Source organism: Streptococcus mitis (genome assembly GCA_001560895.1).
Lineage (GTDB): Bacteria > Bacillota > Bacilli > Lactobacillales > Streptococcaceae > Streptococcus > Streptococcus mitis_Q.
Genome location: CP014326.1, coordinates 759,749 through 772,377 on the forward strand (window position 1 = coordinate 759,749; position 12,629 = coordinate 772,377).

17 protein-coding genes are annotated in these 12,629 nt (G+C 42.2%); 16 read left to right on the forward strand and 1 reads right to left on the reverse strand.

Annotation, left to right across the window (positions count from 1 at the left end):
* The first annotated feature begins 17 nt into the window (after nt 1-17).
* From rpmI to AXK38_03820, 5 genes are all read left to right on the forward strand, one after another.
* On the forward strand, nt 18-218 hold the full coding sequence (gene rpmI / locus AXK38_03800; GenBank protein AMH88425.1) for a 50S ribosomal protein L35: 201 nt from the start codon (nt 18-20) through the stop codon (nt 216-218).
* A gap of 51 nt (nt 219-269) precedes the next feature.
* Nucleotides 270-629 carry a 50S ribosomal protein L20 gene (locus tag AXK38_03805; protein AMH88426.1) on the forward strand — a complete coding sequence of 120 codons (360 nt, stop codon included), beginning with the start codon at nt 270-272 and terminating at the stop codon, nt 627-629.
* A 58-nt stretch (nt 630-687) separates the two neighbouring features.
* The gene (locus tag AXK38_03810) at nt 688-1,068 is read left to right on the forward strand and encodes a lactoylglutathione lyase (protein ID AMH88427.1); all 381 of its coding nucleotides are present in this window, start codon (nt 688-690) and stop codon (nt 1,066-1,068) included.
* A gap of 248 nt (nt 1,069-1,316) precedes the next feature.
* Nucleotides 1,317-2,117 (forward strand): dihydroorotate dehydrogenase electron transfer subunit, encoded by an 801-nt coding sequence (locus tag AXK38_03815; protein AMH88428.1) that lies wholly within the window; start codon nt 1,317-1,319, stop codon nt 2,115-2,117.
* A 10-nt stretch (nt 2,118-2,127) separates the two neighbouring features.
* Nucleotides 2,128-3,066 (forward strand): dihydroorotate dehydrogenase, encoded by a 939-nt coding sequence (locus AXK38_03820; protein ID AMH88429.1) that lies wholly within the window; start codon nt 2,128-2,130, stop codon nt 3,064-3,066.
* 73 nt (nt 3,067-3,139) lie between these two features.
* Here the strand turns inward: AXK38_03820 and AXK38_03825 are convergent, their stop codons facing one another.
* A complete protein-coding gene (locus AXK38_03825) occupies nt 3,140-4,795 on the reverse strand; it encodes a dihydroorotate dehydrogenase (GenBank protein ID AMH88430.1) in 1,656 nt (551 codons plus the stop codon).
* A gap of 104 nt (nt 4,796-4,899) precedes the next feature.
* Between AXK38_03825 and AXK38_03830 the strand changes: the two genes are divergently transcribed.
* From AXK38_03830 to AXK38_03880, 11 genes are all read left to right on the forward strand, one after another.
* Nucleotides 4,900-5,397, forward strand: a complete 498-nt coding sequence (locus AXK38_03830) for an rRNA maturation RNase YbeY (protein AMH88431.1) — start codon at nt 4,900-4,902, stop codon at nt 5,395-5,397.
* Complete coding sequence (locus AXK38_03835) at nt 5,378-5,773, forward strand: UDP kinase (protein ID AMH88432.1); 396 nt, start codon at nt 5,378-5,380, stop codon at nt 5,771-5,773. Before AXK38_03830 ends, AXK38_03835 begins: the two co-directional genes overlap by 20 nt.
* A 16-nt stretch (nt 5,774-5,789) precedes the next feature.
* The gene (era, locus tag AXK38_03840) at nt 5,790-6,689 is read left to right on the forward strand and encodes a GTPase Era (GenBank protein ID AMH88433.1); all 900 of its coding nucleotides are present in this window, start codon (nt 5,790-5,792) and stop codon (nt 6,687-6,689) included.
* Nucleotides 6,690-6,737: 48 nt separating this feature from the next.
* Nucleotides 6,738-7,562, forward strand: a complete 825-nt coding sequence (locus AXK38_03845; GenBank protein AMH88434.1) for a 5-hydroxymethyluracil DNA glycosylase — start codon at nt 6,738-6,740, stop codon at nt 7,560-7,562.
* The gene (locus AXK38_03850; protein ID AMH88435.1) at nt 7,562-8,152 is read left to right on the forward strand and encodes a dephospho-CoA kinase; all 591 of its coding nucleotides are present in this window, start codon (nt 7,562-7,564) and stop codon (nt 8,150-8,152) included. The genes AXK38_03845 and AXK38_03850 overlap by 1 nt, the downstream gene beginning before the upstream one ends.
* A gap of 76 nt (nt 8,153-8,228) precedes the next feature.
* On the forward strand, nt 8,229-8,369 hold the full coding sequence (locus tag AXK38_03855; protein ID AMH88436.1) for a multidrug transporter: 141 nt from the start codon (nt 8,229-8,231) through the stop codon (nt 8,367-8,369).
* The gene (locus tag AXK38_03860) at nt 8,360-8,509 is read left to right on the forward strand and encodes a 50S ribosomal protein L33 (GenBank protein ID AMH88437.1); all 150 of its coding nucleotides are present in this window, start codon (nt 8,360-8,362) and stop codon (nt 8,507-8,509) included. The genes AXK38_03855 and AXK38_03860 overlap by 10 nt, the downstream gene beginning before the upstream one ends.
* 39 nt (nt 8,510-8,548) lie before the next feature.
* Nucleotides 8,549-8,782, forward strand: coding sequence for a preprotein translocase subunit SecG (locus AXK38_03865; GenBank protein ID AMH88438.1), 234 nt, complete (start codon nt 8,549-8,551; stop codon nt 8,780-8,782).
* Between the two features lie 101 nt (nt 8,783-8,883).
* The gene (locus AXK38_03870) at nt 8,884-11,238 is read left to right on the forward strand and encodes a ribonuclease R (protein ID AMH88439.1); all 2,355 of its coding nucleotides are present in this window, start codon (nt 8,884-8,886) and stop codon (nt 11,236-11,238) included.
* Nucleotides 11,201-11,668 carry an SsrA-binding protein gene (locus AXK38_03875; protein AMH88440.1) on the forward strand — a complete coding sequence of 156 codons (468 nt, stop codon included), beginning with the start codon at nt 11,201-11,203 and terminating at the stop codon, nt 11,666-11,668. The genes AXK38_03870 and AXK38_03875 overlap by 38 nt, the downstream gene beginning before the upstream one ends.
* Nucleotides 11,669-11,682: 14 nt before the next feature.
* On the forward strand, nt 11,683-12,543 hold the full coding sequence (locus AXK38_03880) for a tellurite resistance protein TehB (protein AMH88441.1): 861 nt from the start codon (nt 11,683-11,685) through the stop codon (nt 12,541-12,543).
* Nucleotides 12,544-12,629: the final 86 nt, after the last annotated feature.

Sequence of the window (12,629 nt, forward strand, 5' to 3'; positions counted from 1 at the left end):
ATAAAGGAGAAAAAATCATGCCAAAACAAAAAACACACCGCGCATCAGCTAAACGTTTCAAACGTACAGGTTCTGGTGGACTTAAACGTTTCCGTGCTTACACTTCTCACCGTTTCCACGGAAAAACTAAGAAACAACGTCGTCATCTTCGTAAAGCATCTATGGTGCATTCAGGAGATTACAAACGTATCAAAGCAATGCTTACTCGCTTGAAATAATAGCTTGACTGTAAGTAAACAATTCTAGGAAATATTTGGAGGAAATAAAACATGGCACGTGTTAAAGGTGGCGTTGTATCACGCAAACGTCGTAAACGTATTCTTAAATTAGCAAAAGGTTACTATGGAGCTAAACACATCTTGTTCCGTACTGCAAAAGAACAAGTAATGAACTCTTACTACTATGCATACCGTGACCGTCGTCAGAAAAAACGTGACTTCCGCAAATTGTGGATCACTCGTATCAACGCGGCAGCTCGTATGAACGGACTTTCATACTCACAATTGATGCATGGTTTGAAATTAGCTGAGATCGAAGTTAACCGTAAAATGCTTGCTGACTTGGCTGTTAACGATGCAGCAGCTTTCACAGCTCTTGCAGATGCAGCTAAAGCAAAACTTGGTAAATAATCACTGATGAGACTGGAACAGGATTGTCCCAGTCTTTTTGAAAATAAAGGAGAAAAATATGGCTTCAAAAATGCTACACACTTGCTTGCGAGTAGAAAATCTTGAAAAATCAATCGCATTTTATCAAGATGCTTTTGGTTTTAAAGAATTGCGTCGCAGAGATTTTCCAGATCATGCCTTCACGATTGTCTATCTAGGACTTGAAGGTGACGACTATGAGTTGGAATTGACTTATAACTACGATCACGGTCCTTATGTGGTTGGAGATGGGTTTGCCCATATCGCCCTCAGTACACCTGATCTTGAAGCTCTTCATCAAGAGCACAGTGCAAAAGGCTATGAAGTGACTCAGCCAAATGGTCTACCAGGAACTGCACCAAACTATTATTTTGTCAAGGACCCTGATGGATACAAGGTCGAAGTCATTCGTGAAAAATAATCTCGTGAAGTCAAGTAGAATGTTCGTTTTCTACTTGACTTTTTTTAGCTGAAAGAGTATACTAATAAAAATTTAACCTTTAAGGGGAGTCCAGAGAGACTCACAAGGTGTCAGATAAAAGAATAGTACAATTTTCTAGAGGAGACTTCTTGAGTGTGCTCTATTGTTTTGTACGATTTTAACTGAGGCCTTGCAATCGCAAGGTCTTTTATTTATCTGGTCCCCTTAAAATTTAAGGAGGAAAAGTCATGAATCCCACATGTAAGAAACGTTTGGGTGCCATTCGTTTGGAAACTATGAAGGTGGTTAAACAAGAGGAAATCGCGCCAGCAATTTTTGAATTAGTCCTAGAAGGGGAAATGGTTGAAGCTATGCGAGCAGGCCAATTTCTTCACCTGCGTGTGCCTGATGATGCCCATCTCTTGCGCCGCCCTATTTCAATTTCGTCTATTGATAAGGTAAACAAGCAGTGTCATCTCATTTATCGGATTGAGGGGGCTGGGACTGCCATTTTTTCAACCTTAAGTCAGGGAGATACTCTGGATGTGATGGGGCCTCAGGGAAATGGTTTTGACTTGTCTGAACTAGATGAGCAGAGCCAGGTTCTCCTTGTTGGTGGGGGGATTGGTGTTCCTCCCTTGCTTGAGGTGGCCAAGGAATTGTATGGACGTGGAGTGAAAGTAGTGACAGTTCTCGGTTTTGCTAATAAGGATGCTGTTATTCTCGAAAAGGAATTAGCCCAATATGGGCAGGTCTTTGTAACGACAGATGATGGTTCTTATGGCATTAAGGGGAATGTTTCTGTTGTCATCAATGATTTAGATAGTCAGTTTGATGCTGTTTACTCGTGTGGGGCGCCTGGAATGATGAAGTATATCAATCAAACCTTCTATAACCATCCAAGAGCCTATCTATCTTTGGAATCTCGTATGGCTTGTGGGATGGGGGCATGCTATGCCTGCGTCCTAAAAGTTCCAGAAAGCGAGACGGTCAACCAACGCGTCTGTGAAGATGGCCCTGTCTTCCGTACTGGAACAGTTGTATTATAAGGAGAAAATCATGACTAAAAATCGTTTACAAGTTTCTCTACCTGGTTTGGATTTGAAAAATCCCATCATTCCAGCATCAGGCTGTTTTGGTTTTGGCCAAGAGTATGCCAAGTATTATGATTTAGATCTTTTAGGTTCTATTATGATTAAGGCGACGACGCTTGAACCACGTTTTGGGAATCCAACTCCAAGGGTAGCAGAAACACCTGCTGGTATGCTCAATGCAATCGGCCTGCAAAATCCTGGTTTAGAGGTTGTTTTGGCTGAAAAACTTCCTTGGCTGGAGAGAGAGTATCCAAATCTTCCTATTATTGCCAATGTAGCTGGTTTTTCAAAACAAGAGTATGCTGCCGTTTCTCATGGTATTTCCAAGGCAGCTAATGTGAAGGCTATTGAGCTCAATATTTCTTGCCCTAACGTAGATCACTGTAATCATGGACTCTTGATTGGTCAAGATCCAGATTTGGCTTATGATGTGGTGAAAGCAGCTGTGGAAGCGTCTGATGTACCAGTTTATATCAAACTAACCCCTAGTGTAACGGATATCGTCACTGTCGCAAAAGCTGCAGAAGATGCGGGAGCAAGTGGCTTGACCATGATCAATACTCTAGTTGGAATGCGCTTTGACCTCAAAACCAGAAAACCAATCTTGGCCAATGGAACAGGTGGAATGTCTGGTCCAGCAGTCTTTCCAGTAGCCCTCAAACTCATCCGCCAAGTCGCCCAAACAACAGACCTGCCTATCATTGGAATGGGGGGAGTGGATTCGGCTGAAGCTGTCTTAGAAATGTATCTGGCTGGGGCATCTGCAATCGGAGTTGGAACAGCTAACTTTACCAATCCATATGCTTGTCCTGACATCATTGAAAATCTACCAAAGGTTATGGATAAATATGGTATCAGCAGTCTAGAAAATCTACGCAAGGAAGTAAAAGAGTCTCTGAGGTAAACTGCAATCAATCTGTTATAAATTTTTTAATGATTAGTAAGTAAACAAGCTAAAAATCCTGATTTCAAGTAAATCAGGATTTTTTCATGGATGTGATTTTTTCTGGGTCAGGTGTGACACGAAGGGTCTTTTGTCCTGTGTAAGTGACAAAGCCGGGTTTGCCACCAGTTGGTTTGTTGAGTTTCTTGACTTCAATCATATCTACTTGAACCAGATTTGACAGGCGCCCTTGAGAGAAGTAGGCAGCTAGTTCTGCCGCGTCTGTCTTGACTTCATCGGATGGGTCAAGATTGCCTGAGATGACAACATGGCTTCCAGGAATGTCCTTGGCATGGAACCAAAGTTCCTCCTTGCGGGCCATTTTAAAGGTTAGTTCCTCATTTTGCAGGTTATTGCGGCCAACATAGATGATGGTTTTGCCATCGCTTGCTAGATATTGTTCTGGTTTTTTGCGTTTCTGTATTTTCTCCCGCTGTCTTCTGCGGATAAAACCTGTTTGTATCAATTCTTCACGGATTTCAGCGATTTCTTCCAGTCCAGCTTGGTTGAGGACGGTTTCTACACTTTCCAAATAGAGAATAGTTGCCTTGGTTTCCTCAATCAGATCAGTCAAGTATTTGACAGCTTCTTTGAGTTTCTGATACCGTTTAAAATAGCGTTGGGCATTCTGGTTGGGAGTCAGAGCCTTATCAAGCGCAATCGTGATAGGTTGGTTGGTGTAGTAGTTGTCTAGGATAACCTGGTCTTGGTCGTTAGGCACTTGATGGAGGAAGGTTGTTAGCAATTCCCCTTTTTGGCGAAATTCTTCAGCATTGTCTGTCGCCAGTAATTCTTTTTCCTGTTTTTTGAGTTTGTGGCGGTTTTTCTGAAGTTCATTTTCAACACGGCGAATGAGTTCACTGGCTTGCTGTTTGACGCGGTCGCGTTCAGCCTTATCCTTATAGTAGGTGTCCAACAAATCAGAAAGACTGGCAAAAGGCTCTCCCACCTGATTTGCAAAAGGAACTGGGCTGAAGGAAGTCTCAGTCAAGCATGGTTTGGTTTCTTGATTGAAAAAGTTTCGGAAAGTAGATAGTTTATCACTAACCAGTATGCTTTCCAATTCATTTGCCGTATCACGTCCCAGACCTTGAAAGAGGTTTTGAAGGTTCTTAGCTCTCGTTTCCTGAGTTTGTAGGATTTCAAAGAGCTTTTCATCCTTGATCGTGAAAGGATTGAGAGATTCCGTACTTGGCGGAGCGATGTAGGTCGATCCAGGAAGCAAGGTACGGTAGCTATTTTGTGAAAAGCCAACGTGTTTGATAACTTCGAGGATTTTATGACTGCTTTTATCAACCAGTAGAATATTACTGTGTTTCCCCATGATTTCGATAATCAAGGTAGCCTGAATATGGTCTCCAATCTCGTTTTTATTAGAAACCGTAATTTCCACAATTCGGTCATTTTCCACTTGCTCAATCGACTCAATCAGGGCCCCCTGCAAATACTTTCTCAAAACCATGATAAAGGTAGAAGGCTGGGCTGGATTTTCAAAAGTCGTTTGGGTCAGCTGAATGCGTCCAAAAACAGGATGGGCAGAAAGGAGCAGGCGATGGCTTTGGCGATTGCTGCGGATTTGCAAGACTAATTCTTGTTCAAAAGGCTGATTGATTTTCTGGATGCGACCATTCACTAACTCTCTTCGCAATTCCTCAACCATGTGGTGTAAAAAAAATCCGTCAAATGACATCGTTCTCTCCTTGTGATTGTATTCCATAGTATTATATCAAAAAGGTAGAATAAAATCATGGAAATGTGGTATAATAAAGCCAAGTAAAGAGAAACGAGAAGCACATGTATATTGAAATGGTAGATGAAACTGGTCAAGTTTCAAAAGAAATGTTGCAACAAACCCAAGAAATTTTGGAATTTGCAGCCCAAAAATTAGGCAAAGAAGACAAGGAGATGGCAGTCACTTTTGTGACCAATGAGCGTAGTCATGAACTCAATCTGGAGTACCGTGACACGGACCGCCCGACAGATGTTATCAGTCTTGAATATAAACCAGAGTTGGAAATTGCCTTTGACGAAGAGGATTTACTTGAAAATCCAGAATTGGCAGAGATGATGTCTGAGTTTGATGCCTATATTGGGGAACTTTTCATCTCTATCGATAAGGCTCATGAGCAGGCCGAGGAATACGGTCACAGCTTTGAGCGTGAGATGGGCTTCTTGGCAGTACACGGCTTTTTACATATCAACGGCTATGATCACTACACTCCGGAAGAAGAAGCGGAGATGTTCGGTTTACAAGAAGAAATTTTGACAGCCTATGGACTCACAAGACAATAAACGAAAATGGAAAAATCGTGACCTGATATCCAGTTTAGAATTTGCTCTCACAGGAATTTTTACTGCTATCAAGGAAGAACGCAATATGCGAAAACATGCAGTGACGGCTCTTGTAGTCATTCTTGCAGGTTTTGTTTTTCAGGTGTCACGAATTGAATGGCTCTTTCTCCTATTGAGCATTTTCTTGGTAGTAGCTTTTGAAATTATCAATTCTGCTATTGAAAATGTGGTGGATTTGGCCAGTCACTATCACTTTTCTATGCTGGCTAAAAATGCCAAGGATATGGCGGCTGGCGCGGTATTAGTGGTCTCTCTTTTCGCAGCCTTAACAGGCGCATTGATTTTTCTCCCACGAATCTGGGATTTATTATTTTAAATATCAAGAGGAAATTATGACTTTTAAATCAGGCTTTGTAGCCATTTTAGGACGTCCCAATGTTGGGAAGTCAACCTTTTTAAATCACGTTATGGGGCAAAAGATTGCCATCATGAGTGACAAGGCGCAGACAACGCGCAACAAAATCATGGGAATTTACACGACTGATAAGGAGCAAATTGTCTTTATCGACACACCAGGGATTCACAAACCTAAAACTGCCCTTGGAGATTTCATGGTTGAGTCTGCTTACAGCACCCTTCGTGAAGTGGACACCGTTCTTTTTATGGTGCCTGCTGATGAAGCGCGTGGTAAGGGGGACGACATGATTATCGAGCGTCTCAAGGCTGCCAAGGTTCCTGTGATTCTGGTGGTGAACAAGATTGATAAGGTCCACCCAGACCAGCTTTTGTCTCAGATTGATGATTTCCGTAATCAGATGGACTTCAAGGAAATTGTTCCTATCTCAGCCCTTCAGGGAAATAATGTGTCTCGTCTTGTGGATATTTTGAGTGAAAATCTAGATGAAGGTTTCCAATATTTCCCGTCTGATCAAATCACAGACCATCCAGAGCGTTTCTTGGTTTCAGAAATGGTTCGCGAGAAAGTCTTGCACCTAACTCGTGAAGAGATTCCGCATTCTGTCGCAGTAGTTGTGGATTCTATGAAACGAGATGAAGAGACAGACAAGGTTCACATCCGTGCAACCATCATGGTTGAGCGCGATAGTCAGAAAGGGATCATCATCGGTAAAGGTGGCGCTATGCTTAAGAAAATTGGTAGTATGGCCCGTCGTGATATTGAACTCATGCTAGGAGACAAGGTTTTCCTAGAAACATGGGTCAAGGTCAAGAAAAACTGGCGCGATAAAAAACTAGATTTGGCTGACTTTGGCTATAATGAAAAAGAATATTAAGTAGAGGTGGGCTCATGCCTGCTTCTTGTTTTTACAGAAGGAGGACTTATGCCAGAATTACCAGAGGTTGAAACCGTTCGTCATGGCTTAGAAAAATTGATTTTGGGAAAGAAGATTTCCAGTGTAGAAATTCACTATCCTAAGATGATTAAGACAGATTTGGACCAGTTTCGAAAGGAAGTGCCTGGTCAGATTGTTGAGTCAATGGGACGTCGTGGCAAATATTTGCTTTTTTACCTGACAGACAAGGTCTTGATTTCCCATCTGCGGATGGAGGGCAAGTATTTTTACTATCCAGACCAGGTTCCTGAACGCAAGCATGCCCATGTTTCCTTCCAGTTTGAGGACGGTGGAACGCTTGTTTATGAGGATGTTCGTAAGTTTGGTACTATGGAACTGCTGGCACCAGACCTTTTGCAAGCCTACTTTATTTCTAAAAAACTAGGTCCTGAACCAAGCGAAGAAGAATTTGATGTGCAGGTCTTTAAAAATGCCCTCGCTAAGTCCAAAAAGCCTATCAAATCCCATCTCCTAGACCAAACCTTGGTAGCTGGCCTTGGTAATATCTATGTAGATGAGGTCCTATGGCGAGCTCAGGTTCATCCAGCTAGACCTTCCCAAACTTTGACAGCAGAAGAAGCGTCAGCCATTCATGACCAGACCATTGCTGTTTTGGGTCAGGCTGTTGAAAAGGGTGGCTCAACCATTCGGACCTATACCAATGCCTTTGGGGAAGACGGAACCATGCAGGATTTTCATCAAGTCTATGACAAGGCTGGTCAAGAATGTTCTCGCTGTGGAGCCATCATCGAAAAAATTCAACTCGGTGGTCGTGGAACCCATTTTTGTCCTCAGTGCCAAAGGAGGAATTGATGGGAAGAATCATTGGAATCACTGGGGGAATTGCCTCAGGTAAGTCAACTGTGACAAATTTTCTAAGAGAGCAAGACTTTCAAGTAGTGGATGCCGACGCAGTCGTCCATCAACTACAGAAACCTGGTGGTCGTCTGTTTCAGGCTTTAGTCCAGCATTTTGGCCAAGAAATCATTCTAGAAAGCGGAGAACTCAATCGTCCTCTTCTAGCTAGTCTTATCTTTTCAAATCCTGAAGAGCGAGAATGGTCGAAGCAAATCCAAGGGGAGATTATCCGTGAGGAACTGGCTGTTTTAAGAGACCAGTTGGTTCAGACTGAAGCTATCTTTTTCATGGATATTCCCTTACTCTTTGAGCAGGACTACGTCTCTTGGTTTGATGAGACTTGGCTGGTCTATGTGGACAGGGATATCCAAGTGAAACGCTTAATGAAAAGGGACCACTTGTCCAAAGATGAAGCTGAGTCGCGTCTGGCAGCCCAGTGGCCTTTAGAGAAAAAGAAAGATTTGGCCAGCCAAATTCTAGACAACAATGGCAATCAGGATCAACTTCTAACACAAGTACTTTCTCTACTTGACGGAAGTCAGTAAGATAACTCTAAAATCAGGTATTTCAAGGATTTACTCCTCCAACCAAGTTTTTTATATTGGTGGAGTTATCGGACCTATGGCAGGTTCTGCAGTAGCAGGTCAATTTGGCTACCATGCTGTCTTTTATGCGACAAGTCTTTGTGTTGCCTTTAGTTGTCTCTTTAACCTGCTTCAATTTCGAACATTATTAAAAGTAAAGGAAATCCAGTGCGAGTAAAAATTAATCTCAAATGCTCCTCTTGTGGCAGTATCAATTACCTAACCAGTAAAAATTCAACAACCCATCCAGACAAGATCGAGGTTTTAAAGTATTGTCCCAAGGAAAGAAAAGTAACCCTACATCTTGAATCTAAGTAGATTTTATGGTAAAATAATAAGGATTTTAAGGAGTTTGATATGTATAACCTATTATTAACCATTTTATTAGTATTATCTGTTGTGATTGTGATTGCGATTTTCATGCAACCAACCAAAAACCAATCCAGCAATGTATTTGATGCTAGCTCAGGTGATTTGTTTGAACGCAGTAAAGCACGCGGTTTTGAAGCTGTAATGCAGCGTTTGACAGGGATTTTAGTCTTTTTCTGGCTAGCCATTGCCTTAGCATTGACGGTATTATCAAGTAGATAAGAAAATAATGGGCAGGACTAGGTCTTTGCCTGTTTTTATTTTTAAAGGATGTTTGAGAAGGTTTTACAGTAAAAGGAAATTAAAAAATCTAGAAAGAAAATATGAAAGATAGAATAAAAGAATATTTACAAGACAAGGGAAAGGTGACTGTCAATGGCTTGGCTCAGGCTTTGGGAAAAGATGGTTCCAAGGATTTTCGTGAGTTGATTAAAACCTTGTCCCTAATGGAAAGAAAGCACCAGATTCGCTTTGAAGAAGATGGCAGTCTGACATTAGAAATTAAGAAAAAACATGAGATTACTCTCAAGGGGATTTTTCATGCCCATAAAAATGGCTTTGGCTTTGTCAGTCTGGAAGGCGAGGAGGACGACCTTTTTGTAGGGAAAAACGATGTCAACTATGCTATTGATGGTGATACCGTTGAGGTCGTGATTAAGAAAGTTGCTGACCGAAATAAGGGAACAGCAGCTGAAGCCAAAATTATCGATATCCTAGAACACAGTTTGACAACTGTTGTCGGCCAAATTGTTCTAGATCAGGAAAAGCCTAAGTATGCTGGCTACATCCGTTCGAAAAATCAGAAAATCAGTCAACCGATTTATGTGAAGAAACCAGCCCTTAAACTAGAGGGAACAGAAGTTCTTAAGGTCTTTATCGACAAATACCCAAGCAAGAAACATGATTTCTTTGTAGCTAGTGTCCTCGATGTGGTGGGGCATTCAACGGATGTCGGAATTGATGTTCTTGAGGTTTTGGAGTCTATGGATATTGTATCCGAGTTTCCAGAAGCTGTTGTCAAGGAAGCAGAAAGTGTGCCTGATGCTCCGTCTCAAAAGGATATGGAAGGCCGTCTGAACTTGAGAGATGAGATAACCTTTACCATTGACGGTGCTGATGCAAAGGATTTGGACGATGCGGTGCACATCAAGGCCTTGAAAAATGGTAATATTGAACTTGGAGTTCACATCGCAGACGTTTCCTACTATGTGACTGAGGGTTCTGCCCTGGACAAGGAAGCCCTTAACCGCGCGACTTCAGTCTATGTGACAGACCGTGTTGTACCAATGCTTCCAGAACGACTATCAAATGGCATCTGCTCCCTCAATCCTCAAGTTGACCGCTTGACTCAGTCTGCCATTATGGAGATTGATAAACATGGTCGTGTAGTCAACTACACCATCACACAAACGGTTATCAAGACTAGCTTCAGGATGACCTACAGTGATGTTAATGATATCCTAGCTGGAGACAAGGAAAAGAGACAAGAATATCATAAAATTGTACCAAGTATCGAACTCATGGCCAAGCTTCATGAAACTTTAGAAAACATGCGTGTGAAACGTGGAGCCCTCAATTTCGATACCAATGAAGCCAAGATTTTAGTGGATAAACAAGGTAAGCCTGTCGATATCGTTCTTCGTCAGCGTGGTGTTGCCGAGCGCATGATTGAGTCCTTTATGTTGATGGCCAACGAAACAGTTGCCGAGCATTTCAGCAAGTTGGAGCTACCTTTCATTTATCGTATCCATGAGGAGCCTAAGGCTGAAAAGGTTCAGAAGTTTATTGATTATGCTTCGAGCTTTGGCTTGCGCATTTATGGGACTGCCAGTGAGATTAGCCAAGAGGCCCTCCAAGACATCATGCGTACTGTTGAGGGAGAACCTTATGCGGATGTATTGTCCATGATGCTTCTTCGTTCTATGCAGCAGGCTCGCTATTCGGAGCACAATCACGGCCACTATGGATTAGCGGCTGACTATTACACTCACTTTACTAGTCCGATTCGTCGTTATCCAGACCTTCTTGTTCACCGTATGATTCGGGATTACGGCCGTTCTAAAGAAATAGCCGAGCATTTTGAACAAGTTATTCCAGATATTGCGACCCAGTCTTCCAACCGTGAACGTCGTGCCATTGAGGCTGAACGTGAAGTCGAAGCCATGAAAAAAGCTGAGTACATGGAGGAATATGTAGGCGAAGAGTATGATGCAGTTGTATCCAGCATCGTTAAATTTGGTATCTTTGTTGAATTGCCAAACACGGTTGAAGGTTTGATTCACATCACAAATCTACCTGAATTTTACCATTTCAATGAACGTGATTTGACTCTTCGTGGAGAGAAATCAGGAACAACCTTCCGTGTAGGTCAGCAAATCCGTATCCGAGTTGAAAGAGCGGATAAGATGACAGGTGAAATTGACTTTTCTTATATCCCAAGTGAGTTTGATGTGATCGAAAAAGGCTTGAAACAGTCTAGTCGTAGTGATAGAGGGCGTGGTTCAAGTCGTCGTTCAGATAAGAAGGAAGACAAGAGAAAATCAGGACGCTCAAATGATAAGCGCAAACATTCACAAAAAGACAAGAAGAAAAAAGGAAAGAAACCTTTTTACAAGGAAGTAGCTAAGAAAGGAGCCAAGCATGGCAAAGGGCGAGGGAAAGGTCGTCGCACAAAATAAAAAGGCACGCCACGACTATACAATCGTAGATACGCTAGAGGCAGGGATGGTTCTGACTGGAACTGAAATCAAGAGTGTACGAGCTGCTCGAATCAATCTCAAGGATGGCTTTGCCCAAGTAAAAAATGGGGAAGTCTGGTTGAGCAATGTTCATATCGCTCCTTACGAAGAGGGCAATATCTGGAACCAAGAACCAGAACGTCGCCGCAAACTCCTGCTCCATAAAAAGCAAATCCAAAAATTGGAACAAGAGACCAAAGGAACAGGAATGACGCTGGTTCCTCTTAAAGTCTATATCAAAGATGGCTATGCCAAGCTTCTTTTAGGTTTAGCTAAAGGGAAGCATGACTATGATAAACGGGAGTCAATCAAGCGACGTGAGCAGAATCGCGATATTGCGCGCGTGATGAAAGCAGTCAACCAGCGATAAAAAGAGGAATGAAGATGGAAAAACTAGTTGCCTATAAACGCATGCCCTTGTGGACTAAAGAAACCATGCCAGAGGCGGTTCAGCAGAAACACAATACCAAGGTCGGAACTTGGGGTAAGATTACAGTTGTAAAAGGAGCCCTCAAGTTTATTGAATTGACGGAAGAAGGTCAAGTTCTAGCTGAACACCTCTTTGAAGCAGGAGCTGACAATCCCATGGCCCAACCACAAGACTGGCACCGAGTGGAGGCGGCCACAGATGATGTGGAATGGTACTTGGAATTTTATTGTAAACCTGAGGATTATTTTCCTAAGAAATACAATACCAATCCTGTTCATTCAGAAGTTCTAGAAGCTATGCAGACAGTAAAACCAGGGAGAGCCTTGGATTTGGGCTGTGGTCAAGGCCGTAATTCCCTCTTTCTAGCACAGCAAGGTTTTGATGTGACAGCTGTGGATCAAAATGAACTGTCCCTTGAAATCTTGCAAAGCATTGTGGAACAGGAAGATTTGGATATGCCTGTTGGTCTTTATGATATCAATTCAGCCAGTATTGGGCAAGCGTATGATTTCATTGTATCAACAGTTGTTCTGATGTTTCTGCAAGCAGAGCGTATTCCAGCTATTATTAAAAATATGCAGGAGAAAACCACTGTTAGTGGTTACAACCTTATCGTCTGTGCCATGGATACGGAGGATTACCCTTGCTCAGTGAACTTCCCATTCACATTTAAAGAGGGAGAATTGGCAGACTATTACAAGGATTGGGACTTGGTTAAGTACAATGAAAATCCAGGCCATTTACACCGTCGCGATGAAAATGGCAATCGCATTCAACTACGCTTTGCGACCATGCTAGCTAAGAAAATCAAGTAAACACACATGAAGATTAGGAATTTCCTGATCTTTTTTTAAATGCTAAATGTTACAAAAATTTAATATTTCTGACTATATGATTTTTA

Coding starts and splice junctions, on each gene's coding strand:
- AXK38_03845 (AMH88434.1), top strand. CDS start 6,738: ATGCCAGAATTACCAGAGGTTGAAACCGTTCGTCATGGCTTAGAAAAA.
- AXK38_03815 (AMH88428.1), top strand. CDS start 1,317: ATGAATCCCACATGTAAGAAACGTTTGGGTGCCATTCGTTTGGAAACT.
- AXK38_03830 (AMH88431.1), top strand. CDS start 4,900: ATGTATATTGAAATGGTAGATGAAACTGGTCAAGTTTCAAAAGAAATG.
- era (AMH88433.1), top strand. CDS start 5,790: ATGACTTTTAAATCAGGCTTTGTAGCCATTTTAGGACGTCCCAATGTT.
- AXK38_03805 (AMH88426.1), top strand. CDS start 270: ATGGCACGTGTTAAAGGTGGCGTTGTATCACGCAAACGTCGTAAACGT.
- AXK38_03850 (AMH88435.1), top strand. CDS start 7,562: ATGGGAAGAATCATTGGAATCACTGGGGGAATTGCCTCAGGTAAGTCA.
- AXK38_03810 (AMH88427.1), top strand. CDS start 688: ATGGCTTCAAAAATGCTACACACTTGCTTGCGAGTAGAAAATCTTGAA.
- AXK38_03875 (AMH88440.1), top strand. CDS start 11,201: ATGGCAAAGGGCGAGGGAAAGGTCGTCGCACAAAATAAAAAGGCACGC.
- AXK38_03855 (AMH88436.1), top strand. CDS start 8,229: ATGGCAGGTTCTGCAGTAGCAGGTCAATTTGGCTACCATGCTGTCTTT.
- AXK38_03870 (AMH88439.1), top strand. CDS start 8,884: ATGAAAGATAGAATAAAAGAATATTTACAAGACAAGGGAAAGGTGACT.
- AXK38_03880 (AMH88441.1), top strand. CDS start 11,683: ATGGAAAAACTAGTTGCCTATAAACGCATGCCCTTGTGGACTAAAGAA.
- AXK38_03865 (AMH88438.1), top strand. CDS start 8,549: ATGTATAACCTATTATTAACCATTTTATTAGTATTATCTGTTGTGATT.
- AXK38_03835 (AMH88432.1), top strand. CDS start 5,378: ATGGACTCACAAGACAATAAACGAAAATGGAAAAATCGTGACCTGATA.
- AXK38_03820 (AMH88429.1), top strand. CDS start 2,128: ATGACTAAAAATCGTTTACAAGTTTCTCTACCTGGTTTGGATTTGAAA.
- rpmI (AMH88425.1), top strand. CDS start 18: ATGCCAAAACAAAAAACACACCGCGCATCAGCTAAACGTTTCAAACGT.
- AXK38_03825 (AMH88430.1), bottom strand. CDS start 4,795: ATGTCATTTGACGGATTTTTTTTACACCACATGGTTGAGGAATTGCGA.